25 protein-coding genes are annotated in these 24,735 nt (G+C 67.8%); 19 read left to right on the top strand and 6 right to left on the bottom strand.

What is annotated here, in order from left to right; all coding sequences use genetic code 11:
* The first annotated feature begins 73 nt into the window (after positions 1-73).
* A complete protein-coding gene (locus tag LTV02_RS24070; RefSeq protein WP_233034040.1) occupies positions 74-1,741 on the top strand; it encodes an FAD-dependent oxidoreductase in 1,668 nt (555 codons plus the stop codon).
* Between the two features lie 57 nt (positions 1,742-1,798).
* Here the strand turns inward: LTV02_RS24070 and LTV02_RS24065 are convergent, their stop codons facing one another.
* Both LTV02_RS24065 and LTV02_RS24060 read right to left on the bottom strand, forming a co-directional pair.
* The gene (locus tag LTV02_RS24065) at positions 1,799-2,299 is read right to left on the bottom strand and encodes a hypothetical protein (RefSeq protein WP_233034030.1); all 501 of its coding nucleotides are present in this window, start codon (positions 2,297-2,299) and stop codon (positions 1,799-1,801) included.
* A gap of 96 nt (positions 2,300-2,395) precedes the next feature.
* Complete coding sequence (locus LTV02_RS24060; RefSeq protein WP_067716398.1) at positions 2,396-3,169, bottom strand: acyl-[acyl-carrier-protein] thioesterase; 774 nt, start codon at positions 3,167-3,169, stop codon at positions 2,396-2,398.
* A gap of 182 nt (positions 3,170-3,351) precedes the next feature.
* Between LTV02_RS24060 and LTV02_RS24055 the strand changes: the two genes are divergently transcribed.
* The 9 genes from LTV02_RS24055 to LTV02_RS24015 all read left to right on the top strand — a co-directional run bounded on the left by LTV02_RS24055 (position 3,352) and on the right by LTV02_RS24015 (position 13,376).
* Positions 3,352-5,013 carry a serine/threonine-protein kinase gene (locus LTV02_RS24055; RefSeq protein WP_233034028.1) on the top strand — a complete coding sequence of 554 codons (1,662 nt, stop codon included), beginning with the start codon at positions 3,352-3,354 and terminating at the stop codon, positions 5,011-5,013.
* Positions 5,014-5,097: 84 nt separating this feature from the next.
* Complete coding sequence (locus LTV02_RS24050) at positions 5,098-6,072, top strand: NADPH:quinone oxidoreductase family protein (protein ID WP_067716392.1); 975 nt, start codon at positions 5,098-5,100, stop codon at positions 6,070-6,072.
* 82 nt (positions 6,073-6,154) lie between these two features.
* Positions 6,155-7,267, top strand: a complete 1,113-nt coding sequence (locus LTV02_RS24045) for a winged helix DNA-binding domain-containing protein (protein WP_233034025.1) — start codon at positions 6,155-6,157, stop codon at positions 7,265-7,267.
* Positions 7,268-7,440: 173 nt separating this feature from the next.
* Complete coding sequence (locus LTV02_RS24040) at positions 7,441-8,781, top strand: amidohydrolase family protein (protein WP_233034023.1); 1,341 nt, start codon at positions 7,441-7,443, stop codon at positions 8,779-8,781.
* A 105-nt stretch (positions 8,782-8,886) separates the two neighbouring features.
* A complete protein-coding gene (locus LTV02_RS24035) occupies positions 8,887-9,702 on the top strand; it encodes an ABC transporter ATP-binding protein (protein ID WP_233034022.1) in 816 nt (271 codons plus the stop codon).
* Positions 9,699-10,487 (top strand): ABC transporter permease, encoded by a 789-nt coding sequence (locus LTV02_RS24030; protein WP_084535205.1) that lies wholly within the window; start codon positions 9,699-9,701, stop codon positions 10,485-10,487. Before LTV02_RS24035 ends, LTV02_RS24030 begins: the two co-directional genes overlap by 4 nt.
* Positions 10,488-10,523: 36 nt before the next feature.
* Positions 10,524-11,687 (top strand): type 2 periplasmic-binding domain-containing protein, encoded by a 1,164-nt coding sequence (locus LTV02_RS24025; protein ID WP_233034020.1) that lies wholly within the window; start codon positions 10,524-10,526, stop codon positions 11,685-11,687.
* A gap of 26 nt (positions 11,688-11,713) precedes the next feature.
* A complete protein-coding gene (locus LTV02_RS24020) occupies positions 11,714-12,703 on the top strand; it encodes an isopenicillin N synthase family dioxygenase (protein ID WP_233034018.1) in 990 nt (329 codons plus the stop codon).
* 28 nt (positions 12,704-12,731) lie between these two features.
* Positions 12,732-13,376: a GntR family transcriptional regulator gene (locus LTV02_RS24015; RefSeq protein ID WP_233034017.1), complete on the top strand. Its 645-nt coding sequence runs from the start codon at positions 12,732-12,734 to the stop codon at positions 13,374-13,376.
* Positions 13,377-13,504: 128 nt separating this feature from the next.
* Here the strand turns inward: LTV02_RS24015 and LTV02_RS24010 are convergent, their stop codons facing one another.
* Positions 13,505-14,023 (bottom strand): Lrp/AsnC family transcriptional regulator, encoded by a 519-nt coding sequence (locus LTV02_RS24010; protein WP_067716376.1) that lies wholly within the window; start codon positions 14,021-14,023, stop codon positions 13,505-13,507.
* Positions 14,024-14,161: 138 nt separating this feature from the next.
* Between LTV02_RS24010 and hppD the strand changes: the two genes are divergently transcribed.
* The 7 genes from hppD to tuf all read left to right on the top strand — a co-directional run bounded on the left by hppD (position 14,162) and on the right by tuf (position 21,362).
* A complete protein-coding gene (hppD, locus tag LTV02_RS24005; protein WP_233034014.1) occupies positions 14,162-15,364 on the top strand; it encodes a 4-hydroxyphenylpyruvate dioxygenase in 1,203 nt (400 codons plus the stop codon).
* A gap of 184 nt (positions 15,365-15,548) precedes the next feature.
* Positions 15,549-16,085: a DUF3558 domain-containing protein gene (locus LTV02_RS24000; protein ID WP_233034012.1), complete on the top strand. Its 537-nt coding sequence runs from the start codon at positions 15,549-15,551 to the stop codon at positions 16,083-16,085.
* Positions 16,082-16,648 carry a DUF3558 domain-containing protein gene (locus LTV02_RS23995; RefSeq protein ID WP_084535204.1) on the top strand — a complete coding sequence of 189 codons (567 nt, stop codon included), beginning with the start codon at positions 16,082-16,084 and terminating at the stop codon, positions 16,646-16,648. The genes LTV02_RS24000 and LTV02_RS23995 overlap by 4 nt, the downstream gene beginning before the upstream one ends.
* A 279-nt stretch (positions 16,649-16,927) precedes the next feature.
* Positions 16,928-17,302 carry a 30S ribosomal protein S12 gene (gene rpsL / locus LTV02_RS23990; protein ID WP_014353064.1) on the top strand — a complete coding sequence of 125 codons (375 nt, stop codon included), beginning with the start codon at positions 16,928-16,930 and terminating at the stop codon, positions 17,300-17,302.
* The gene (rpsG, locus tag LTV02_RS23985) at positions 17,302-17,772 is read left to right on the top strand and encodes a 30S ribosomal protein S7 (protein WP_040813378.1); all 471 of its coding nucleotides are present in this window, start codon (positions 17,302-17,304) and stop codon (positions 17,770-17,772) included. Before rpsL ends, rpsG begins: the two co-directional genes overlap by 1 nt.
* Before the next feature lie 177 nt (positions 17,773-17,949).
* The gene (fusA, locus tag LTV02_RS23980; protein ID WP_233034010.1) at positions 17,950-20,055 is read left to right on the top strand and encodes an elongation factor G; all 2,106 of its coding nucleotides are present in this window, start codon (positions 17,950-17,952) and stop codon (positions 20,053-20,055) included.
* A gap of 116 nt (positions 20,056-20,171) precedes the next feature.
* Positions 20,172-21,362, top strand: a complete 1,191-nt coding sequence (tuf, locus tag LTV02_RS23975; protein ID WP_067716365.1) for an elongation factor Tu — start codon at positions 20,172-20,174, stop codon at positions 21,360-21,362.
* A gap of 79 nt (positions 21,363-21,441) precedes the next feature.
* Here the strand turns inward: tuf and LTV02_RS23970 are convergent, their stop codons facing one another.
* A complete protein-coding gene (locus LTV02_RS23970; protein ID WP_233034008.1) occupies positions 21,442-21,678 on the bottom strand; it encodes a hypothetical protein in 237 nt (78 codons plus the stop codon).
* 37 nt (positions 21,679-21,715) lie between these two features.
* Complete coding sequence (locus LTV02_RS23965) at positions 21,716-22,486, bottom strand: glutamate racemase (protein WP_233034006.1); 771 nt, start codon at positions 22,484-22,486, stop codon at positions 21,716-21,718.
* A 145-nt stretch (positions 22,487-22,631) separates the two neighbouring features.
* Between LTV02_RS23965 and LTV02_RS23960 the strand changes: the two genes are divergently transcribed.
* Positions 22,632-22,988, top strand: a complete 357-nt coding sequence (locus LTV02_RS23960) for a DUF1330 domain-containing protein (protein ID WP_233034005.1) — start codon at positions 22,632-22,634, stop codon at positions 22,986-22,988.
* 27 nt (positions 22,989-23,015) lie between these two features.
* Here LTV02_RS23960 and LTV02_RS23955 read toward each other — a convergent pair whose 3' ends face one another.
* Complete coding sequence (locus tag LTV02_RS23955) at positions 23,016-24,221, bottom strand: NAD(P)/FAD-dependent oxidoreductase (protein ID WP_233034004.1); 1,206 nt, start codon at positions 24,219-24,221, stop codon at positions 23,016-23,018.
* Between the two features lie 155 nt (positions 24,222-24,376).
* Here LTV02_RS23955 and LTV02_RS23950 point away from each other — a divergent pair, with 155 nt between their 5' ends.
* The gene (locus LTV02_RS23950) at positions 24,377-24,730 is read left to right on the top strand and encodes an SPW repeat domain-containing protein (RefSeq protein WP_233034003.1); all 354 of its coding nucleotides are present in this window, start codon (positions 24,377-24,379) and stop codon (positions 24,728-24,730) included.
* The last annotated feature ends 5 nt before the right edge of the window (positions 24,731-24,735 follow it).

The raw sequence follows: 24,735 nt of genomic DNA, 5'->3' as shown, positions 1-24,735 counted from the left end.
GAACGTGTTCTACCGACCCTGCTCGAACCCGAGCTGAGTAGCACCACGCGACTGTTTCGAGGATCTGCGAGATATGGCCTATGTGATCACGCAGCGTTGTTGCAACGACGCCAGCTGCGTACCCGAGTGTCCGGTCGATTGCATTCGTCCCACTCCGGAGCAACGTGAGTTCGCCACCACCGAGCAGCTCTACATCGATCCGGACACCTGCATCGACTGTGGCGCTTGCGTCGACGCCTGCCCCGTCGACGCCATCTTCTCCGAGGACGACCTGCTCTCCTCGCTGGCTCGGTTCCGCGACATCAATGCCGCCTACTTCCAGCGGCATCCGCTCGAATCCAACTTCGAGCCCCTCGTCGCCCCGACCCGCGCGCCCAAGGATCTGGGCACCCTGCGCGTCGCCGTCATCGGCGCGGGCCCGGCCGCGTGCTACGCGGCCGAGGAACTGCTGCGCCGCGCCGACGTCGAGGTCGAACTGTTCGACCGGCTGCCCACGCCCTACGGCCTGGTGCGCGCCGGCGTCGCCCCCGACCACCCGGGCACCAAGTCCGTGGCCTCGCTGTTCGAGTCCGCGTTCCGGCGCGAGGCGCTGCAGTACCGGCTCAATGTCGAGGTGGGCAAGCACATCTCGCACGAGGAGCTGCTGCAGCACCACCACGCGGTGATCTACGCCGTGGGCGCGGCCACCGACCGCAAGCTCGGCGTGCCCGGCGAGGACCTGCCCGGTTCGTACTCCGCCACCGAATTCGTGGCCTGGTACAACGGGCATCCGGACTTCGCCGACCGCGAATTCGATCTCTCGGGCGAGCGGGCCGTCATCGTCGGCAACGGCAATGTGGCACTGGACGTGGCGCGCGTGCTCACCGTCGCGCCGGACGAACTGGCCAAGACCGATATCGCCGATCACGCCCTGGACGCGCTGCGCCGCAGCAATATCCAGGAGGTGGTGGTGCTGGGCCGCCGCGGACCGTTGCAGGCCGCCTACACCTCGCCGGAATTCCTGGCGCTCGGGCATCTGAAGGGCGTCGACGTCATCGTCGATCCCGTCGACCTGGAACTCGATCCCGCCTCGCAGGCCGAGCTGGACGATGCCGAGGTCGAGCCGTCGCTGCAGCTCAAGTACACCCTCGCGCAGGAGTACGCGGCCGGGACCCGTAACCCGGCCAACAAGCGGATCGTGTTCCGCTACCTGGTTTCCCCCACCGCCATCACCGGCGACGGCAAGGTTCAGGCCCTGGAATACGTGCACAACGATCTCGTCGAGGAGAACGGCGTCACCCGCGCCGTCGCCTCCGACCGGACCGGCGTGCTGGAGACCTCGCTGGTGCTGCGGTCCATCGGCTACAAGGGCGAGCCCGTCGCCGACGTGCCGTTCGACGAGGCGCGCGGCGTCATCCCGAATGCCAAGGGGCGCGTGCAACTCGACGGCGAGACCGTGCCGGGCGTGTACGTCTCGGGCTGGATCAAGCGCGGCCCGCGCGGCGTCATCGGCTCCAACCGGGTCGATTCGCAGGAGACCGTCGATCAGCTGATCGAGGACTTCAGCACCGGCAAACTGGCCGCGCCGCAAGCCGATCGCGCCGCGCTGGACGCGCTGCTCGCGCAGCGGCAGCCGGATCAGGTCGGTCGGGACGGCTGGAAGTCCATCGACGCCGCGGAGAAGACCGCGGGCAAGGCCGCCGGGCGTCCGCGCGTGAAGTTCACCAGCCTCGAGGATCTGCTCAAGGCCGCCAAAGGGTAAGGCGTAGCACGGCGAATGGCCCCGTCCCGCTCGGACGGGGCCATTCGGCGTTCCGGATCAGTTGGCGCGCAGGTTGATCAGCAGACCGTCCTTGGCGCACATGGACGGCACCGCCGGATCGGGCTGCGCATTGCACTGCCAGCCGTCGACGACCATCACATCGCTGTCGCTGATGGTCTGCACGTACTTCGTGGCCACATTGATGGCTTCCGTGCAGCCGACCCGCCCGGCGGGGGTGCCGACCGCGATCACCGTGCGAGTGCCGCCGCCGGCATCGGTAACCGGCCCGCAATCGGCGTCCGCGATCGGCGCGGTCGATGTCGTGGTCGGCGGCGGCGAGGTGGTGACGGTCGTAATGGGCGCCGGTGAAGTGGTCACGGTGGTGGGCGGTGGCGGCACGACGGCGCTGGTCGTGGTGGCGGGCACGGCCGTCGTGGTGGTCGCGGCCGCGGTGGTGGTCTTCGCGGCATCCTTGGAATCCGAGGATTGACCGCACGCGGTCAGCCCGGCCACCAGTAGCGGCGCGGCGGCCAGCAGGGTGAAATGCGTGAGCCTCATGCTCGGCGAGTCTGCCAGGCAAACTTTCAGCGACGGCCATTTCGCCGGGAATGTCGCGCCGCCAACCGATTCGGCGCTGGTCCGTCGCGGGCGGCTTCAGTTCGGCAGCGGGCCGATGCGGACGGCGGTGGTGGTCACGCCGCCCACCACGAACCACAGGCGCAGCACCGGATGCCCGGTGCGATCGCCCGGCTCGTACCGGCTGCGCACCGCGATGTGCTGGCGCGCCCACACCGGGGCGATGTATTCGATGACCGCGCGGTGCGGTCCCGCCACCAGCTTCGGGTAATCGACCAGATACTGCTCCACCGCTTGCCAATACGCGGCATTGTTCACGTGGTTGTACTGGTCGATATCGGTGGAGCGCACCGGGAACGGCAGATCGGTGTCGCTCTCCGGCGGGGTCTGATCGGTCAGCCAGGGCCGCCAGCGCAGCCGGTGCTCGTCGGTGGTGCGCGACAGCTGCGCCAGCATGTCGTCGCTGATCCGGGTCGGCATATTGGTGAACTCGTTGATATTGATCCAGAACCCCTCGGTCTCGATCAATCCGCCGTTCTCGCTGGTGATCCGGACCCGCATATTGGTCCACCGGGTGGACATGGCCGAACACCAGCGGGTCAGCCGCACCCGGTCCGGCCAATGGATGGGCCGCACCACATCCACCACCGTGCGGCGCACGATCCAGGCCGGATCGGAGTTCTCGAAAGCGCCGGAATGCATTTCCTCCCAGGCGATGTCCTGCAGATAGCGGGCCGTGGCGTCGAAACGCAGCCGCTGATAGGGATCCACGTCGCCGGCCCGGACCGGCCACGACGCGGAGAAACCCGAGCCCTCCTGGGGAAGCGGGGCGAGTGGCTGATCGAGTGACACTGGTGCTCCTCGCGCTGCACTGGGTGTGCCGCGTTTCGTGCGGTGCTTGCTGAAACAAGACTTTACGGGGCGTGCGTCACACATACGCGTCGAGTCGGCTGTACTTGTCCCGACCCGTGGAACTCGGCGGTGCCGGGCCGTAGCCTTGCGGGTGGTACGGCGAGCGACGGGGAGGCGGGACGGTGGCCGCAGGTGATCGGGCCGGTGCGCGGTTCGGGCAGTACGAATTGCGGCGGCTGCTCGGCGTCGGCGGCATGGGCGAGGTGTACGAGGCCTACGACACCGTGCGCGATCGGGTGGTGGCGATCAAGCTGCTGGATGTGGAGCTGGCCAAGTCGGCCACCTATGTGGAACGTTTCCGCCGGGAATCCCGGACCGCCGCGCGGCTGCAGGAACCGCATGTCATCCCCGTGCACGACTGGGGCGAAGTGGACGGCGTCCTCTACATCGACATGCGGCTGGTGCGCGGGCGCGACCTCAAGGCGCACCTGCACGAGGACGGGCCGCTGTCGCCCGCCGACGCCGTCTCGGTGGTCGAACAGGTGGCCGCCGCCCTGGACGCCGCCCACGAAACCGGGCTGGTGCACCGCGACATCAAACCCGGCAACATCATCCTCACCGGCGAATTGTTCGCCTACCTGGTCGATTTCGGCATCGCCCACACCGCCTCCGACGCCCAGTTGACCAGCACCGGCAGCACCATCGGCTCCTTCGCCTACATGGCCCCCGAACGTTTCGAACACCACGCCGCGGTCGCCCCCACCTCCGACATCTACGCCCTGGCCTGCGTTCTCTACGAATGCCTCACCGGCACACCGCCTTTCCGATCCGAGAACAACCTGGGCACCATCCGCGCCCACATGCTCACCCCGCCCCCGCAACCCAGCCGCCACCCCGGCATCCCCCCGGCCTTCGACCACGTCGTAGCCCTCGGCATGGCCAAACACCCCGCCCAGCGCTACGCCTCCGCCGGCCAACTGGCCCGCGCCGCCAGAGCTGCCCTCCAACACGACTCCTCCGCCACCTCCCCGACCGGCCCCGCCATCCCCTACCCTCCTGCCGCACAACAGCATTCACCCGGCTCCACCGCCTGGCCCGCGCAACCACCCGCAGGTTTGCAGCCGGGCCAGGGCAGCTCCGGCCCGGTGGGTTACCCAGCACCGGTCGGCGGTCGGGAGCCCGGCGGGTATTCGCCTTTGCCGGAAGGGTATTCGGCGACTCGGGTGGGCGGGGCGGCGGGATTTACCGGGCCGCGCGAGCATCCTTCCGCGCCGCTGCCTCTGCCGCCGAAGCAGCGTGGGTCCATGCCGGTGCTGGTCGGCGGGCTGGTCGTGGTGGTGCTGCTGTTGGGCGGGGTGCTGGGCTGGGTGTTGCTGTCGGGCAGTGGGGGTAGCAGTGGGAGCGCCAAGAATTCGGCGGCTTCGGTGACCGGGAGTGCCGCGCAGGCGGGGGGTGCGACGGCTGGCGGGCAGGCGAATACGACCGTGTACGCCACGACGCTCGCACCGCTGGTGGGCAATGTATCCGGCACGGACGGACAGGGTTTCGTCGGCGGGCCGCGGTGCAATGGCGACAATCCGGCTGTCGCGTACGGGCGTACGGCGTCGTCACGGGTGCTGATCTGCCGTACCGGCGTCGGCCGCTACTACTACAAGGGCGTGCGGATCAGCGACGGCGCGGGCATCGAACTCGACGATCCCACCTCCGATGGCAGTGGCGGCTGGACCGTCACGAACCCGAAGGACAGCACCCAGTACCGGATCACCTCCGACGCACTCGTCATCACGAAGAAGAACGGCAAGGTCGACAGCAATGAGACGATGATCGAATACGCCCACCGCTGACCGTGCCCAGGCATTGGCAACGGACTGGGCGATCGGTTACGTTCGGCTGGTATCCGCAGGTGGATTGATCGGAGTTGATCGGGAATGCGCGCAGCCGTCGTGAGCAAGCTGGAGGGCCCGGAATCCATCGAGTTGCTGGAGGTTCCCGAGCCTTCGGCATATCCGGGCGGCGTGGTGATCGACGTGCACGCGGCGGGCATCGCCTTCCCGGACGTGCTCATGACCCGCGGGCTCTATCAGATGAAGCCGCAGCTGCCGTTCATCGTGGGCTGTGAGGTGGCGGGCATCGTGCGCGAAGCCCCCGCGGACGCGCACGTGCGGGCCGGTGACCGGGTGGTGGCGCTGACCCTGCTCGGCAATGCCGCCGCCGAAGTCGCGGTCACCCCCGCCAATATGGTGTTCAAGCTGCCGGACAACGTGTCCCTGGAATCCGGTGCGGGCGTGCTGTTCAACGACCTCACCGTGCACTTCTGCCTGCGCAATCGCGGCCGCCTGGCCGAGGGCGAGACGGTGCTGGTGCACGGCGCGGCCGGCGGCATCGGCACCTCCACGCTGCGGATGGCGCAGGCGCTCGGCGCGGGCCGGGTGATCGCGGTGGTCAGCACCGACGAGAAGGCGGAGGTCGCGCGGGCCAACGGGGCCACCGATGTGGTGCTCACCGACGGCTGGCTGGACGCGGTCAAGGAATTGACCGGCGGCCGCGGCGTGGACATCGTGCTCGATCCGGTCGGCGGCGACCGCTTCACCGACAGCATCCGCTCCCTCGCCGGTGGCGGCCGCCTGCTGGTGGTCGGCTTCACCGCCGGTGAGATCCCCACCGTGAAGGTGAACCGCCTGCTGCTCAAGAACGTCGAGGTGGTCGGCGCGGCCTGGGGCGAATGGGTGATGAGCCACCCGGGTTACCTGCAGGAACAGTGGGCCGAGGTGGAACCGCTGCTGGCCAACGGCAAGATCAACCCGCCGGAGCCGGTGCTCTACACCCTCGGCCACACCGCGGAAGCCGTTGCGGCGCTGGATCAGCGCACCGCCACCGGCAAGGTGGTCGTCACCATCCGCTGACCCTGCCCAGCGACAGGACGAAGCCGCAGACCTGTGATCTCGGGGCGCGACAGTGTCGTCCCGGTGCCGTAGCGTCCCGGTCGTGACGCTCTCCACTCGCACGCTGAATCGCACGCTGCTGGCGCGCCAGCATCTGCTGGAACGCTCGACCCTGGGCGTCGCGGACATGTGCGATCACCTGATCGGCTTGCAGGCGCAGGACATGCTGCCGCCGTTCCTCGCCATGTGGAGCCGCACAGCGGATTTCGACCCGGCCACCCTCTCGGCCGGGCTCGACGACCGCTCGCTGGTCCGAATCACCTTGATGCGCGGCACCATTCACCTGGTCACGCCGCCGGACGCGCTGCGCATCGCCCCGCACATCCAGCCCGAGCTCGAAAAGATCCCCTTCCGAAAGGGATTCAACTACGGCGCGATGGTCGGGCTGGACCCCGACCAGGTCCGCGCGCACGGCGAAGCCGCACTCGGCGACGAACCCATGTCCGCCGCCGACCTGCGCGCCCGCGCCGCCGAGCTGTACCCCGACCGCGATCCCGGTGCGGTACTGCAGACTTGGCTTTACCAGCTCCCGGTCCTGCAGACCCCGCCGCGCGGCCGCTGGCGCGACAGCAGCCGCCCGGTCTGGTCGCGCGTCGAACCCTGGCTCGGCGCGCCCCTGGACCCGGACTACCCCCTCGAAGAACTCCTGCTGCGCTACCTGCGCGCCTTCGGCCCGGCGACCACCATGGACATGCAGACCTGGTCCAAGCTCACCAATCTCAAACCGGCCGTGACCCGCCTCGGCGATCGCGTCCGCACCTACACCGACGAGCGCGGCCGCACCCTCTACGACGCCGCCGACGCCGAACTCGCCGACCCGGATCAGCCCGCCCCCGTACGCCTCCTGGGCTGGTACGACAATGCCGTCCTGTCCCACCAGGACCGCACCCGCATCGTCCCCGACGGCCTGGCCCCGCCCTTGCGCGCCTTCGCCACCCAGCTCTCCCCGATCCTGGTCGACGGCTTCCTGGCCGGCACCTACAAGATCTTCCCCGAACGCGATACCGCCCGCCTGCGCATCACCCCGGGCCGGAAGTGGACGCCGGCCGAACACGCCGACGTGGAAGCCGAAGCCCACGCCCTCCTGAAATTCGCGGAGCCCGAACGCACCCCGAGCGTCGAAATCCTCGAGGTAGGCGCAGACCTCCGCCCCTGAACCTGACGGCACCCACGCCGTGAAGACGACTGGGTGCGGGTGTGAGCCGACCGTAACTTGCGGGAAATGCGGCGGGGCTACGCTTTCCGGCACGGCGCTCATGGCTGCAACGGGCGCGGGGCACCACCGGAAGGCGGTGGGCGAACCAGCCGCATTTCCGAGAGGAATGCCGCATGGTGCGCAATTCGCCCCTGTCCGCCGTCATCGGTTCGGTCACCGTCTACGCCGCCACTCCGGACGGCCCCCGCTGGCTGCCGGGGCGGGACGTGGTCGTCGAGGACGGCCGGATCACCGCGATCGGTTCGGGGGCCGGACGGGATCGCGGGCTGTCGTATACCGACGGCAGCGGCGGACATCTGATTCCCGGTTTCGTGAACACCCACACCCACCTGCAGCAGTCGGTGCTGCGCGGCGCGGGGGAGGGCCTGCCGCTGCTCGAATGGTTGCACTGCGTAGGCGAATTCACCGTTGCGGCGACCGCGGAACAGACCTATCTGGCGGCGCTGGCGGGTGGCCTGGAACTGCTGCGCAGCGGCGTCACCACGGTGGTGGAGCACATGTGGCCGAACCCCTCGGATGCCGTGCACGCCGCCGCCTTGCGGGCGCTCGGCGAACTCGGCATCCGGGTGATCTTCGGCCGCGGGGTGGCGGACCGGCCCGACCCCTCGCGCAAGTGGGGGATGGATCCGCGTCTGCTGCAACCGCTTCCGGAGGTATTGCAGCATATTTCCGATCTTGACGCGCGCCTGGCCGGTTCCCGTATCACCACCGCGCTCGCGATCCCCAATCCTCGCTGCCTGACCCCGGACGGCATGGCCGCCGTGCGCGAGCACTCCGACCGCACCGGCAAGACCATCTCCATCCACCTGCTGGAAACCGATACCGACGAGGATATGTGCCGATTGCATGCAGCCTGTTCCGCGGTTGACTACCTGGACCGCGGCGGTCTGCTCGGCCCGCGCACCCTCGCCGTGCACTGCTGCCGCCTGGACGAGCGCGGCCGTGCGATTCTCGCGGCGCGCGGAGTCGCGGTGTCCTACAACCCCTTGAGCAATATGCGCCTGGGCAGCGGCGTCGCCCCGGTGCCCGAGATGCTGGCCGCCGGTATCGGCGTCGGCCTGGGCGTGGACGGCGCGGCCAGCAACGACACCCAGGACATGCTGCTGGCCCTGCGCATGGGCGCCTACCTGCAAAGAGTCACCCACCGGCGCGCCGACCTGTTCGGCATCGACACCATGCTGCGCCTGGCCACCCGGGGCGCGGGCCGCGCGCTCGGCGATCCGGCCGCCCATGACGGTCTCGCCGTCGGCGACCGCGCAGACCTCACGCTGCTGCGTTTCGACCGGGACTTCGCCTGCCTGCCCGTCCGCGATCCGGGCGCGACCCTGCTGACCACGGCTTCCCCCCGCGTGGTGGACACGGTGTGGGTGGACGGTGACGCCGTGCTGGCCGCCGGCCGCAGCACCCGGGTCGACGCCGGCGAGCTGGCGAAGCGCCTGAGCGACATGCAATAACAGTTAATCAGCTGGAAACAGTTCCACGATTGCATGTAATCCGGATCGATAAGACTCGAATCATGCACACGGTGCACGCAATCTGATCGAGAGTAGGTGAGTGCGATGGTCCTGTTGACCGGACCCGACACCGGCACCGCCCCGGTGCGAACCACCCCCGGAACCACCCGCGCCGAACGCCCCGCCGTCTCCTTCGCGGGAATCGGAAAGCGCTACGGCGGCAACACTTCCGACGCGGTCACGGCCCTGACCGATATCGACCTGGAGATCCGCCCCGGCGAATTCACCGCCGTCGTAGGCCCTTCCGGCTGCGGCAAGTCCACCCTGCTGCGCCTGGCCGCCGGCCTCGACACCCCGACCACGGGAACCGTTGCGGTGGACGCGGATTCGGTCGGCTTCATCTTCCAGGAAGCCACCCTGCTGCCCTGGCGCAAGGTACTGCGCAATGTCGAACTGTGCGCCGAACTGCGCGGCATCGACCGCGCCACCCGCCGCGCCCGCGCCATCCGTGCCCTGGCCGCGGTCGGCCTCGCCGACTTCGCGGGCAAACTCCCCGGCCAGCTCTCCGGCGGTATGCGCATGCGGGTATCCCTCGCCCGCGCACTGGCTTTGGAGCCCCGGCTCATGCTGCTGGACGAGCCGTTCGGCGCACTCGACGAGATCACCCGGCTGGATATGCAGGAGGAACTGCTGCGGCTCTACCGCGACAATGCCTTCACCGCGCTGTTCATCACGCATTCGGTGTCGGAAGCGGTCTTCCTGGCCGGGCGGGTGGTGGTCATGTCGGCTCGCCCCGGCCGTATCCACGAGATCATCGATATCGATCTGCCGTACCCGCGCGAGAGGGACCTGCGCTACCAACCGGCCTTCAACGACCTGGTGTCCCGGGTTTCCCACGCGTTGAAAGCGGCCTGCTCATGAGCGTTCTCGTCCTGCCCCGCAAGATCGCGGTGCCGCTGCTGTCGACCGGATTGGCGCTGGGCGCGTGGTATCTGGTCTCGCTGGTGCTGCTGGCCCCCGACCGTCGCTTCCTGTTGCCGCCGCCGCATACCGTGTTCGCCGAATCCCTCAGTGATCCAGCGAAATTGGAGACCATGCTGCGGGCGCTGGCCGTCACCGGGCGGATCGCGGTGACCGGCTTGGCCATCGCCGCCGTGCTGGGCATCGCGGTCGGGGTGTTCATGAGCCAAGCCAAGATCTTCGAACGGGTCGTGTACCCGTACGCGGTTGTGCTGCAAGCCATTCCGGTGCTGGCCGTGGTGCCGCTGATCGGCCTGTGGTTCGGCTACGGCCCGGCCGCCCGCACCATCGTGTGCGTGCTCATCGCCGTGCACCCGATCATCGCCATGACCCTGTTCGGCATCCAATCCGTGGACCCCAACCTGCGCGAACTGTTCACCCTCGGCCGCGCGAATCGCCTGCGCCGCCTGGTATCCCTCGAGCTACCGGCCGCGCTGCCGTCCATCATGGCCAGCCTGCGCACCGCCGCCGGCCTCTCGGTCACCGGCGCGGTCATCGGCGACATGTTCTTCGCCAAGGGCCAGCCGGGCATCGGCACCCTGCTCGACACCTACCGCGCCCGCCTGCAATCGGAGGATCTGCTGGCCGCGCTGGTGCTGGCCGCCCTGTTCGGCGTCACCGTCTTCGCGGTGTTCACCGCCGCCCAGCGCCTCACCGTCGGCCGCTGGCACGCCTCCGGCCGCTGACGCCGGCCCGAATTCATCAACACCTGTGGAGAACCCATGCACAACCTGCTGCGCCGTTGCGGCGTGGCCGCGCTGACCGCCCTCGTGGTCACCGTCGCCACCGCCTGCTCCGGCACCGAAACCGACACTCCCGCAGTCGCTCTGGAGCCCGCCGCTCCGGAACAGCAACTCGCCGGCGTCTGCCCGGCTACCGTGACCGTGCAATTGCAATGGGAACCGGAAACCGATTCCGGGCCGATCTTCGGCCTGCTCGGACCGGGTTACCGGGTGGACGCCGACAACAGCAAGGTCACCGGGCCGCTCGTGGTGGGCGGCAAGGACACCGGCGTGAAGCTGGAGATCCGGGCCGGCGGACCCGCCATCGGATTCCAGACGGTGCCCTCGCAGATGTACGTCGATCCGTCGATCACGCTGGGGCTCAGTCATTCCGAGCACGCCATCGCCGCGGCGGGCAAGCAGCCGCTGGTCGCCGTGACCACGCTGCTGCGCTACAGCCCGCAGATGCTCATGTGGGATCCCAAGACCCATCCGGACTGGAAGGGCATCGCCGATATCGGTAAATCCGGTGCGCCCGTGGTGGTTTCGAAAGGCCAGCTGTATCCGGACTGGCTGGTGGCGCGCGGCCTGGTGAGCGCCGGGCAGATCGACGCCTCCTACGACAACTCGCCCTCGCGCTTCGTCGCCGACCCGGGCTTCGCACAGCAGGGCTTCGCCAACTCCGAACCGTACGTCTACCAGCACGAAGTGCGGGCCTGGAACAAGCAGATCGCCTACCAGCTGCTGCGCGATGTCGGATACGAGGGCTACGCCCGCACCGTCAACGTGCGCGCCGACAAGCTGAACGAACTGCGGCCCTGCCTGCAACGCCTGGTGCCCATGATCCAAAGGGCCACAGCCGAATTCCGCGCCGACCCGAGCCACGTGAACGACGTGGTCGTGGACGTCGTCGCCAAATCCCCGAAGTTCACCCCCTACAGCGCCGAGCTGGCGGCCTTCGGTTCCAAGGTCCTCATCGACAACGGCCTGATCGGCGGCGACACCGACGGCGTGATCGGCGGCTTCGATCTGGCCCGCGTGCAGCGGGTGATCGACGAATTCGCGCCCATCCTGCGCCGCGGCGGCTCCGACGTGCCCGCCGGGCTCGCCGCGAAAGACCTCGTCACCACCGAATTCCTGGACCGCACCGTCACCGCCGGGTGAAAACCCCCGAACGACAAGGAAATCCGATGACCACCAGTTACGACCTGTCCGAAGTCGCCCGCGAACAGCGGATGGGCGGCGCCGGTTCGGAAACCGCCCGCGAGATCCGCGTCATCGACCTCACCGATTTCGAGGAGCGGCGCGCCGAGATCACCGAACAGCTCTGGATCGCCGCCACCGAGATCGGGTTCTTCCAGCTGTCCGGGCACGGCATTCCGCAGGAGCGCATCGATGCCGTATTCGGGCGCACCGCGGACTTCTTCGCCCTCGACGAGGCCGTGAAAGCGCAATACCCGCTGGTGAAAGCGAACAACTCCGGGTGGGAGAGCCTGAGCCAGGTGCGGCCGTCCATCGGCGTGCCGGATCAGAAGGAGTCCTACCAGATCACCCGGCCGCACATGGACGGGCTGTGGCCGAGCGAGACCGAACTGCCCGGATTCGTCAGCGCCGTACTGGAATTCGAGCGCGACTGCTGGACCGTGGCCATGCGGGTGCTGTCCTGCTTCGCCGATCGCCTGGGCCTGCCCCGCGATCACTTCACCCGCGCCCACGATCCGGAATCCGCCGAATATCAATCCACCCTGCGGCTGCTGCACTACTTCGCCGTGCCCGCCGAACTGCGCGACGTGCCCGGGCGCTGGCGGGCCGGCGCGCACACCGACTTCGATTGCCTCACTCTGCTTTTCCAGCGCGACGGGCAGGGCGGGCTGCAGGTCTGCCCCGGCAAGGAGATGGAGAACCAGCAGTGGACCTCCATCACCCCGTCCTCCTCGCTCATCACCTGCAATATCGGCGACATGCTCACCCGCTGGAGCGACGACCTGCTGCCGTCCAACTTCCATCGGGTGCGCAGCCCCGGCGCGGACGAATACCAGGGCGACCGCTACTCCATCGCCTACTTCGCCCAGGCCGACCGCGACGCGATCATCGAAGGACCCCGCGGCGTCTACCCGCCCGTCACCGCCGCCGACTTCCTCACCCAGCGCGTCCAGGCCAACTACCGCCCGCAAGGGTAATTTCGAACCGACCAGGAAGGACCATTCCATGACCGAACCGGACGGCGAGCTGCTCGGGCCGAGCGTGCACCGGCAACTCCGGCAGCTCGTCCTGTCCGGCGAACTGGAACCGGGCGCGCCACTGAGCGTGCTCGCCCTCTCCGCGCGACTCGGCGTGAGCCGCAGCCCCGTTCGCGAAGCCGTCCAGCAACTCATCTACGAGGGCCTGGCGGTGAACGTGCCGCACGCCGGCGCCCGCGTGGCCGTGGTGGACGACGCCCAGATCCGCGACGTGCTCGCGGTCCGGGCGGTCCTGGACGGCCTCGCCGCCGCCGGCGCCGCCACCCGCCTCACCGAAGCCGACCTCGGCAAACTCACCACCATGCTCGCCATCCAGGATCAGCACCTGCGCGACAACGCCGACCCGGCCCGCGACGCCGCCCTGGACCTGGAATTCCACACCTTCATCCGCGATCGTTCCGGAAACCGCACCCTCGCAGACGAACTCGCCCGCCTGGAAGCCCAAGCCCACCTCTACCGCGGCGACCTCTGGCAGCACCCCCGCAACCGCACCACCGCCCTCCGCGAACACCGCCGCATCCTGGAAGCCCTCGAATCCGGTTCCGCCCCCGACGCCCGCACCGCCGCCGAGGCCCACGTCTGCGGCCTGATCACCCGCATGGACCGCCGCTAGCCCGGATCCGCCCGCGAGAGCCCGCCCTCGCTCCTTGGTGCGGGTGGCTCGAGAGATCTGCGCGAGCCCGCCACATTCCTTGGGGGTTAGGGGGCGAAACCCCCGAGAGTCCCGGGAGGTGGGATACCTCAGTGCGCGCTGCGGTAGGCGGGGGCCTTGCTGGACCCGGCCGGGGTGAGGGTGCGCAGGAGCGGGAGGGTGCGTTGCGGGACGACCGTCGACAGCACGATCACGCTGTGTGAGCGGGTGACCGCCGTGCTGCGGTCGATGCTGAGCAGCACGCTCTGCAGCCCGGCGTGGGAGTCCGCTCCGATGCGGCACAGCACGTCTCCGGAACCGGTGGTCGCGTATGCCTCCAGCACCCCGGGAATCGCCTCCAGGTCGGCCGCCACCGCGTCCAGCGCACCCTGCGCGATCTCCAATGTCACGAACGCCTGCACGTCGAAACCCGCTGCGGTGACATCGATCTGGGGGTCGTAGGAAGCGATGACCCCCGCCTCCTCCATGCGCGCGATGCGCGACTGCACCGTCGCCCGCGCCACCCGGGTCCGCCTGGACAGCTCCAGGATCCCCGCCTTCTGGTAGTCGTGCATGGCGGTCAGAATCGCCAGGTCAAGTTCGTCCAGTCTGGCGGGTGTGCGTGCCATGGCGGACCTCCGCTCGCGCTCGATGCTCCTATTCAAATTGTCCAGCACCAGCCGCCTCGAGGTGACGCAATTCACCAGAGTGTCCAGTGAATCTCGGCGATATTGCCTAGCCGCCGCGGCCGGAGATTTCCTGGGTACATGAGCATCGAGACCCCCGCCGCCCCCCGCTCCGGTGATCTTCCCGGTGACGACGAACTGCGCCGCCTCGTCGGACTGGTCGACCACGATGCCGCCGCCGACCCCTTCCCCGTCCTCGGCTGGGACGCGCTGGTGTGGGTGGTCGGCAATGCCACCCAGACCGCGCACTATCTGCAATCCGCCTTCGGCATGCGGCTGGAGGCGTACTCCGGTCCCGAGACCGGCAACCGTGATCACAAGGCCTTCGTATTGCGCAGCGGCGGCGCCCGATTCGTGATCAAGGGCGCGGTGGACCCGGACAGCGCACTGGTCGGGCATCACGATCGGCACGGCGACGGCGTGGTGGACATCGCGCTGGAGGTGCCCGATGTGGACCGCTGCATCGCGCGCGCCCGCGCACAGGGTGCGACCGTGCTCGTCGAACCGCACGACGAGACCGACGAATACGGCACCGTGCGCTCGGCCGCCATCGCCACCTACGGCGAAACCCGGCACACCCTCGTGGACCGCTCCCGCTACGACGGGCCGTACCTGCCGGGGTATCAGCCGCGCAGCTCCGCCTATCGCAGCCGGGCAGGTGCGCCCAAGCGCATCTTCCAGGCCATCGATCACGTGGTCGGCAATGTGGAACTCGGGCAGATGGACGAATGGGTCGAGTTCTACCGCCGCGTCATGGGATTCGAGAACATGGCCGAATTCGTCGGCGACGACATCGCCACCGACTACTCGGCCCTGATGAGCAAGGTCGTCGCCAACGGCAACCATCGCGTCAAGTTCCCGCTCAACGAACCCGCGCCCAGCCGCAAGCGCTCCCAGATCGACGAATACCTGGAGTTCTATCGCGGTCCCGGCGTCCAGCACATCGCCCTCGCCACCGGCGACATCCTCACCGCCGTCGACGTATTGCGCAGGGAGGGAATCGAATTCCTGGACACCCCGGACACCTACTACGAGGACCCGGAACTGCGCGCCCGCATCGGCCATGTCCGCGTGCCGGTGGAGGAACTGCAGCGCCGCGGCATCCTGGTCGATCGCGACGAGGACGGCTACCTGCTGCAGATCTTCTGCAAACCCATCACCGACCGGCCCACCGTCTTCTTCGAACTGATCGAGCGCCACGGCTCGCTGGGCTTCGGCAAGGGCAACTTCAAGGCATTGTTCCAGGCCATCGAACGCGAACAGGACGCACGCGGAAACCTCTGAGCTGTGTTCGATTTGCCCTCCGCTTCGCTCCGGGCGGGTTCGCGGCCCCAATGTCTCGTTCTTCCCTCCCTCCGCTCCCCCGCTTCGCTCCTCCGCTCCACTCGGTCCAGAACGAGCCGGGCCGCGAACCTGCGGCGTTGCTGCGTCGCGACCTGTTGTCGTGGTGCACAGTAGAGTTCAGGGCATGCGGATGACGTCGGCGCTTGTCACGGGGTTGAGCCTCGCGCTTTTGCTGTCGGCCTGCGGGGGGAGCGACGATTCGGGCATGCCGTCCGGGCCGGTGAAGGCTCCGCCGAAGGTCGCGACGCTGGGCCCCTTCGTGGGGGAGTGCGGGCACCTCACCGATGACGAGGTGCGCGATATCGGCGGCCTGGGCAGCGTCTCGCGGGTGTTCAAGAACGCGGTCGGCTGCAATTGGCAGGGCGGCGGCATCGGTTCCTCCAGCGTCACCTTCGCCTCCTATCGCGGCAGCCCCATCGATCGTGAGAAGGCGTGGGTGAACAGCGTCGGCCGCGATCCGCAGACCATCGAGGTGGGCGGGAAGAAGGGCTTCCAGGCGCTGGACCCGCGCGGCAGCGTCTGCGATCTGGCCGTGCAGCTCGACGACGACTTCTTCGAATGGTCCATGTCCTACGGCGTCTTCGGGGTGAGCAATCAGGGCAACCCGTGCGACCGCACCCGCAAGATGGCGGAACTGACCGTGCAGCGGCTCGGCTCATGAAGGGACGCGACATGCGGCGCAGCGGCGCGATCGTGCTGGCGGTGCTCGGCCTGACCGCGACCCTGGCCGGCTGCGGCAAGACCGTCCCGGGCACGGCGCTGCCCGCCGGCTCCGGCACCGGCGGCAGTACAAAGATCAATACGAACTTCGACAAACTGCTGCGCGAATGCGAGGTGGTCTCGCTCGACGAGATCGGCAAGGCGGTCGGCGAAGGCACCTACGTGAACCCCTCCTTCAACGGAGCGGTCTGCATGTGGGATCTGGACGGCGGCTCGATCGGCAGCGGCATGGTGACGCTCAGCTGGTACGAAGAGGGCTCGCTGAGCAACGAGAAGCAGAACAACGATCGGCTCGGTTATGTGACCAACGACATAACCGTGCAGGGCCGCCGATCGCTGGAAACCCGTCGCCCCAATGACGCGGACTCGTGCGGAGTGAGCGCACCGGCCGCCGACACCGGGATCGTCGGGTGGTGGATCAACTATCGCGCCGGCTCCAGCCACCCCGACCCCTGTGAAGGGGCCCGGAAGCTGGTGGAATTGACCCTGAATCTGGCGCGATAACGGCTCTACCAGCCGCGCTCGAGGGACCCCTTTTTGCCCCCGAAAACGGCAACGAGTATCGTGGACCGCTGTGCCCGGAAGCATTCGGGCAGGTTTGTGCGCAGTACGTAGGCCAGCGAGAGCGGCTGACCGTTCCAGCGCGCCCTGAAAAGGGTTAGTGCGCTGCGTATGACACGCCCGACCTCGTGGACGCGATATGCCACGTGAACTGGGCGGAACGCTCGAATGACAAAGGCATGAAGTTCCAGACACCTGGTTACTAATAAGGAAAGCCGGTCTATGCCAACCATCAACCAGCTGGTCCGCAAGGGTCGCCGCGACAAGGTCGCCAAGACCAAGACTGCGGCCCTCAAGGGGAGCCCGCAGCGTCGTGGCGTGTGCACCCGCGTGTACACCACGACCCCGAAGAAGCCGAACTCCGCGCTGCGTAAGGTCGCGCGTGTTCGCCTGACCAGCGCGGTCGAGGTCACGGCTTACATCCCCGGCGAAGGCCACAACCTGCAGGAGCACTCGATGGTGCTCGTTCGCGGCGGTCGTGTGAAGGACCTCCCGGGTGTGCGCTACAAGATCATCCGCGGCTCGCTCGACACCCAGGGTGTCAAGAACCGCAAGCAGGCCCGCAGCCGCTACGGCGCCAAGAAGGAGAAGAGCTAATGCCGCGTAAGGGCCCCGCTCCCAAGCGTCCCCTGATCAACGATCCGGTCTACGGCTCGCCGCTGGTGACGCAGCTCGTCAACAAGATCCTCCTCGACGGCAAGAAGTCGACTGCCGAGCGCATCGTCTACGGCGCCCTCGAGCAGGCCCGTGAGAAGACCGGCACCGATCCGGTCGTGACCCTGAAGCGCGCGCTGGACAACGTCAAGCCCGCCCTCGAGGTCAAGCCCCGTCGTGTCGGTGGCGCCACCTACCAGGTGCCGGTCGAGGTCCGTCCGGGCCGCGCCAACACCCTCGCGCTGCGCTGGCTGGTCAACTACTCCCGCGCCCGTCGCGAGAAGACCATGGTCGAGCGTCTGGCCAACGAGCTGCTGGATGCCAGCAACGGTCTCGGTGCTTCGGTGAAGCGCCGTGAGGACACCCACAAGATGGCCGAGTCGAACCGGGCCTTCGCGCACTACCGCTGGTGACCTGTGGCCCGGCCCTCCGTTCGGAGCTGCCGGGAGACGAGTCACATGTCGGGCGCGACCGCCGAGCTGCGTAAGCGAGGCACTTTCGCGTCGCGCCCGACGTTGACACCGAGGGCCTCACCAACCCTGAGGCCCATCCCGTTGAATCCCAACTAGCTACGAGCGGGGAAGATTTCCGTGGCACAGGAAGTGCTCACCGACCTGAACAAGGTCCGCAACATCGGCATCATGGCCCACATCGATGCGGGCAAGACCACCACCACCGAACGCATCCTGTTCTACACCGGCATCACCTACAAGATCGGTGAAGTTCACGATGGCGCCGCCACCATGGACTGGATGGCGCAGGAGCAGGAACGCGGCATCACCATCACGTCCGCCGCGACGACCTGTTACTGGAACGACAACCAGATCAACATCATCGACACCCCCGGCCACGTCGACTTCACCGTCGAGGTGGAGCGTTCGCTGCGCGTGCTCGATGGCGCCGTCGCGGTGTTCGACGGCAAGGAAGGCGTCGAGCCGCAGTCCGAGCAGGTGTGGCGTCAGGCCGACAAGTACGACGTGCCGCGTATCTGCTTCGTGAACAAGATGGACAAGCTGGGCGCGGACTTCTACTTCACCGTGCAGACCATCAAGGACCGCCTGGGTGCGAAGCCGCTGGTCATCCAGCTGCCGATCGGCGCCGAGGACACCTTCGAGGGCATCGTCGACCTGGTCGAGAACAATGCCAAGGTCTGGCGCGGCGAGACCAAGCTCGGTGAGCAGTACGAGGTCACCGAGATCCCGGCCGATCTCAAGGAGCGCGCCGAGCAGTACCGCCAGGAGCTGCTCGAGACCGTCGCCGAGTCGGACGAAGCGCTGCTGGAGAAGTTCTTCGGCGGTGAGGAGCTCTCGATCGAGGAGATCAAGGGCGCCATCCGCAAGATGACCGTCAACTCCGAGCTCTACCCGGTGCTGTGCGGTTCGGCGTTCAAGAACAAGGGCGTGCAGCCCATGCTCGACGCCGTCGTGGACTACCTGCCGTCGCCGCTGAACGTCGAGTCGGTCCAGGGCCACGTGCCCAACAAGGAAGACGAAGTGCTGACCCGGAAGCCGTCCTCGGACGAGCCTTTCGCGGCGCTGGCGTTCAAGATCGCCACCCACCCCTTCTTCGGCAAGCTGACCTACGTCCGTGTGTACTCCGGCAAGGTCGACTCCGGCGCCCAGGTCATCAACGCGACCAAGGGCAAGAAGGAGCGTCTGGGCAAGCTCTTCCAGATGCACTCCAACAAGGAGAACCCGGTTCCCGAGGCCGTGGCCGGCCACATCTACGCGGTCATCGGTCTGAAGGACACCACCACGGGTGACACCCTGTGCGATCCGCAGAACCAGATCGTGCTGGAGTCCATGACCTTCCCGGATCCGGTCATCGAGGTGGCCATCGAGCCGAAGACGAAGGCCGACCAGGAGAAGCTGGGCACCGCGATCCAGAAGTTCGCGGAAGAGGACCCCACCTTCAACGTGAAGCTGGACCAGGAGACCGGCCAGACCGTCATCGGCGGTATGGGCGAGCTCCAGCTCGACATCTACGTCGACCGCATGAAGCGCGAGTTCAAGGTCGAGGCGAACATCGGTAAGCCGCAGGTGGCCTACCGTGAGACCCTCACCAAGACGGTGGACAAGTACGAGTACACCCACAAGAAGCAGACCGGTGGTTCGGGCCAGTTCGCCCGCGTCATCATCTCGCTCGCGCCGCTGGTCGACGCCGAGGACGGTGCCACTTACGAGTTCGAGAACAAGGTCACCGGTGGCCGCGTTCCGCGTGAGTACATCCCCTCGGTCGACGCGGGTATCCAGGACGCCATGCAGTACGGCGTGCTCGCCGGCTTCCCGCTGGTGAACGTGAAGGCCGCGCTGCTCGACGGCGCCTACCACGAGGTCGACTCCTCGGAAATGGCGTTCAAGATCGCTGGCGCGATGGCCCTCAAGGAAGCGGCCCGCAAGGCCGGTCCGGTGATCCTCGAGCCGCTGATGGCGGTCGAGGTCACCACGCCCGAGGACTACATGGGTGAAGTGATCGGCGACCTGAACTCCCGCCGTGGCCAGATCCAGGCCATGGAGGAACGCAGTGGTGCCCGTGTCGTCAAGGCGCTGGTTCCGCTCTCTGAGATGTTCGGCTACATCGGTGACCTGCGGTCCAAGACCCAGGGCCGGGCGAACTTCTCGATGGTGTTCAATTCGTACGCGGAGGTTCCGGCCAACGTGTCGAAGGAGATCATCGCCAAGGCGACCGGCGAGTAATTCGCTGTCGGGGCGGGTTCTCCGGAAGCCGCCCCGAATCGGTCGTCGAACGACCCCCTGTAATACAAACCGCACTGCTGCAAAAAGCACGCACTAACTAGTCCAGGAGGACAACAGTGGCGAAGGCGAAGTTCGAGCGGACGAAGCCCCACGTCAACATCGGCACCATTGGTCACGTCGACCACGGCAAGACCACGCTGACCGCGGCGATCACCAAGGTGCTGGCTGACAAGTACCCGGACCTGAACGCGGCCTTCGCGTTCGACCAGATCGACAAGGCTCCGGAGGAGAAGGCTCGTGGTATCACGATCAACATCTCCCACGTCGAGTACCAGACCGAGAAGCGTCACTACGCGCACGTCGACGCCCCCGGCCACGCCGACTACATCAAGAACATGATCACCGGTGCCGCCCAGATGGACGGCGCGATCCTGGTCGTGGCCGCCACCGACGGCCCGATGCCGCAGACCCGTGAGCACGTGCTGCTCGCCCGTCAGGTCGGCGTGCCCTACATCCTGGTCGCGCTGAACAAGTCGGACATGGTCGACGACGAGGAAATCCTCGAGCTCGTCGAGATGGAGGTCCGCGAACTGCTGGCCGGCCAGGAGTTCGACGAGGATGCGCCGGTCGTGCGCGTCTCCGGTCTGAAGGCGCTCGAGGGCGACCCGAAGTGGACCGAGTCCATCGTCGAGCTGATGAACGCCGTCGACGAGTCGATCCCGGACCCGGTCCGTGAGACCGACAAGCCGTTCCTGATGCCGATCGAGGACGTCTTCACGATCACCGGTCGTGGCACCGTCGTCACCGGTCGTATCGAGCGTGGCATCATCAACGTGAACGAGGAAGTCGAGATCGTCGGCATCCGCGAGAAGACCACGAAGACCACCATCACCGGCATCGAGATGTTCCGCAAGCTGCTGGACAACGGCCAGGCGGGCGACAACGTCGGTCTGCTGGTCCGTGGCATCAAGCGCGAAGATGTCGAGCGCGGCCAGGTCGTCGTGAAGCCGGGCACCACCACTCCGCACACGGAGTTCGAGGGCCAGGCCTACATCCTGTCGAAGGACGAGGGTGGCCGCCACACCCCGTTCTTCAACAACTACCGCCCGCAGTTCTACTTCCGTACCACGGACGTGACCGGCGTCGTGACCCTCCCCGAGGGCACCGAGATGGTCATGCCCGGCGACAACACCGAGATGAGCGTCAAGCTCATCCAGCCGGTCGCCATGGACGAGGGCCTGCGTTTCGCGATCCGTGAGGGTGGCCGCACCGTCGGTGCCGGTCGCGTCACCAAGATCATCAAGTGATTTCCTGAAATCACCCGGTGATTCGCTGAATCGCTAGTCGAACGGCGTCGCTCCGAAAGGAGCGGCGCCGTTTGCCTTTTCAGGCGTCCTTACCGAATATGGGCCGCCCCTGCTCGTCCACCCAGTCGGTGACCGCGGTGCCCGAAACCATGCCGTCCGTACCCGGCATGACGGTCAACGGCCGCTCGTCCTTGTACGCTTCGGCCATCTCGTGCGCCCGCTTGCGGTGCTTCTCTTCGATCTCGGGTTCCGGGATCATCTCGCGCTCGTCCTGTTTCGCGGATTCCGCGTGGATCCGCCGCTCCTGTTCGCTCATGCGGGGGTTTTGCCCGGGTGAGCGCGGATCAAACGGGTCAGCTGTGGACGGGCAGTGCCCCGAGCAGCAGGCCGGAATCGAAAGCTGCTGCGGCGGAGGGCAATTCGCCGGGCCGGCCGGAGGAGAGCACGCGGACGGTGCCGGTGCCGGCGGTGGGGCGGCCGAGGGCGTCCATGCGGCGCAGGGTCTGTCCCGCCACGGCTTCGGCGCTGTCGAAGATCCGCACGCCGCGGGGGAGCGCGGCGAGGATGGCATCGAGCACCAGGGGGTAGTGGGTGCAGCCGAGCACGATGCCCTCGGTATCGGCCGGGGTGCGGGCGGCGGCGCTGGCGATGGCCTCGGTGATGGCGGGCAGATCCCCGCGGTCGATGGCGTCGGCGAGTCCGTGGCAGGCCACGCCGGTGACTGCGGCGTCGCCGCCGAACTTGGCGATCAGGTCGGCTTGGTAGGCGCTGGCGGTGGTGGCGGCGGTCGCCCAGACGGCAACCGTGCGGCAAGCGGCGGCGGCGGGTTTGATGGCGGGGACGGTGCCGATCACCGGCACGTCCGGACCGACCTCGGCGCGCACCTGTTCCAGCGCGGTCACGCTGGCCGTATTGCAGGGCAGCACAATGACTTCCGCGCCCTCGCGCAGGGAGGTGCGCGCGGTCTCGAGGACCCGGTCGACGACCCACTGCTCGGGTTTCGGTCCCCACGGCGCACCGTCGGGATCGGTTTGCAGCAGCAAATCGAGATCGGGCCGCAGCTTCCGCAACCATGCGGCGGTGGGCAGCAGGCCCAGGCCGGAATCGATGAGCGCGACGATCACATCAGTCACGGTAGTGAAAGGGACCGCTCCGGCGCGAACCGCGGGTCCGCTCGGAGCGCCCGCACCCCGCTTTACCTGCGGGGTAATTGGCCGCCGGGCCATCGCGCCCTACCGTCGGGGGATCGCCTCGCCCGAAGGAACGCCCATGACCGTCTACGGTTTCGCCCATCTGCGCGTCCGCCGCCCGCATCCGGAGATCATCGAATACATCGAGCGGGTGCAGGAGACCCTCGACCCCTTCGACGGCCGCTTCGTCATTCACGGCCCGCCGGTGGAGGTGGTCGAGGGGGATTGGTCCGGCAGCATGGTGCTGATCGAGTTCCCGGACCTCGAGACCGCCCGCGCCTGGTACGCCTCACCGGCTTACCGCGAGATCATCCACCTGCGCACCGACCACATCGACGGAGATCTGGTCCTCGTCGAGGGCGTCGGACCGGACTACCACCCGCGTGAACGCGCCGCCAAGCTGCGCGCCGCCGCGACCGCCGAACACCGGGCGTAGGCGCACCCCTCCGTCGTTCCGGCGCGCTCAGCCGATCGCGGCGGCGACACCCGCGGCCAGCTGGGCGCGCATCTTCATCACCTTGCCGGTCATGCTCGCGCCGACCACCGCGACGAGGGTGCCCCCACGGAGGTAGTGGGCCAGGAACTTTCGGCCCTTGTCCTCGATGATCTGCACTTCGTCGGCGAGCGCCGGAATGCCGAGCACCTGGATCTTCATGTCGTACTGATCGCTCCACACGTACGGAACCTGCACGCCCGCAGCCGCTTCCGTGCCGAGCAGCGCATTGGCCAGCAGGGTGGCCTGCTCGCCCGCATTGGTCCAGTGCTCGACGCGTTTGTTGCGCCCGGTGGCGTGCGGCCAGGAAGCCACGTCGCCGACCGCCCAGACGCCGTCCACGGCGGTGCGCCCGGCTTCGTCGGTGAGCACGCCGCCGCCTTCGGCGGGTGCGGCCAGCGGGATGCCGGAGTCGGCGAGCCAGTCGGTCACCGGGATCGAGCCGATGCCGATGACCACCAGATCGGCGTCCACCACGCTGCCGTCGGTCAGCTGGACGCCGGTGACGGATTCGCCTGCGTCACCGCCGTTCTCGGTCACGATGCCGGCGATGCCGATACCGCAGCGCAGGTCGACGCCTTCCTCGACGTGCAGCCGCGCCACCAGCCCGCCGATCTCCTCGCCGAGGGCGGCGGCCAGGGGAGTGGGCTGGGGTTCGATCAGGGTCACGTCGAGGCCGCGGGCGCGGAAGCTGGCGGTGAGCTCGCAGCCGATGAACCCGCCGCCGACCACCACCGCGCGCGTGGCGGTAGCGAGGTGTTCGCGCAGGGCCGCCGCATCGGCATGCGAACGCAGCACGTGCACCCCGGCCGCCTCGGGCAGGCCCGGAATCCGCCGCGGCCGCAGTCCGGTCGCGATGATCAACCGGTCGTACCCGATCCGCGAACCGTCGGCCAGCGCCACCTCGCGCGCCGCCGTATCGACACCGGTGGCAGCGGCCCCCAAGCGCAGCGTGATGCGCTGTTCGGCGAAGAATTCGGCGGGCCGCAGCACGGTGTCGTCGGTTTCGCCGCGAACGTACTGTTTGGACAGCGGCGGCCGGTCGTACGGCGGTCGATCCTCATCGCCCAGGAGGGTGATTTCACCCGCGTAACCAGCCCGGCGGAGTTCCTCGGCGGTGCGCAGGCCCGCCAGCCCCGCGCCAACAATTAGAACGTGTTCCACCGACTGTGACATAGCGCAAACCATATCTGTTCATCGCGGCGCGCGGCGCTGTGTCCCGCACCACACCCGAGCTGGTGCTGAATCGTAGCCGGGCATTTATTGATCGGGCGGTCAATCAGGAATACAACGGAAGCAGGACATATCCTCAGCCTTTAAGGAGGCACATCATGTTCACCGAGAGCCGCACACAGGACGCTGTGGCTGTAGTACTCGGCGCTTTCACCGCCCTGTCCACCCTCTGGGTCGACCACAGTGACAAGGCCTTCTGGACCCTCGTGGTCCTCGGCGTGCTCATCGCCGCCACCGGACTCGGCCGCATGGCCAAGGTCCTGTCCGACACCGCCGATTACGCGCTCGGTCTGCTGGGTGTGCTGTTGTTCGTCTCCCCGTGGGTGATGAGCTTCGACAACTACAGTGGTGCTTCATGGACCGCGTGGGTGGTGGGCGCACTGACGGTAGTGATCGCACTGGCCGCGATGCCGGCCGTGTCGACCCGTCTGCACGCGGTGACGCATCACTGATGCAG

The sequence above is a fragment of the Nocardia yamanashiensis genome, assembly GCF_021183565.1.
Classification (GTDB): Bacteria; Actinomycetota; Actinomycetes; order Mycobacteriales; family Mycobacteriaceae; genus Nocardia; species Nocardia yamanashiensis.
The sequence above is the reverse complement of the archived record's forward strand: the minus strand, read 5'-3'. Positions and strand labels throughout refer to the sequence as shown.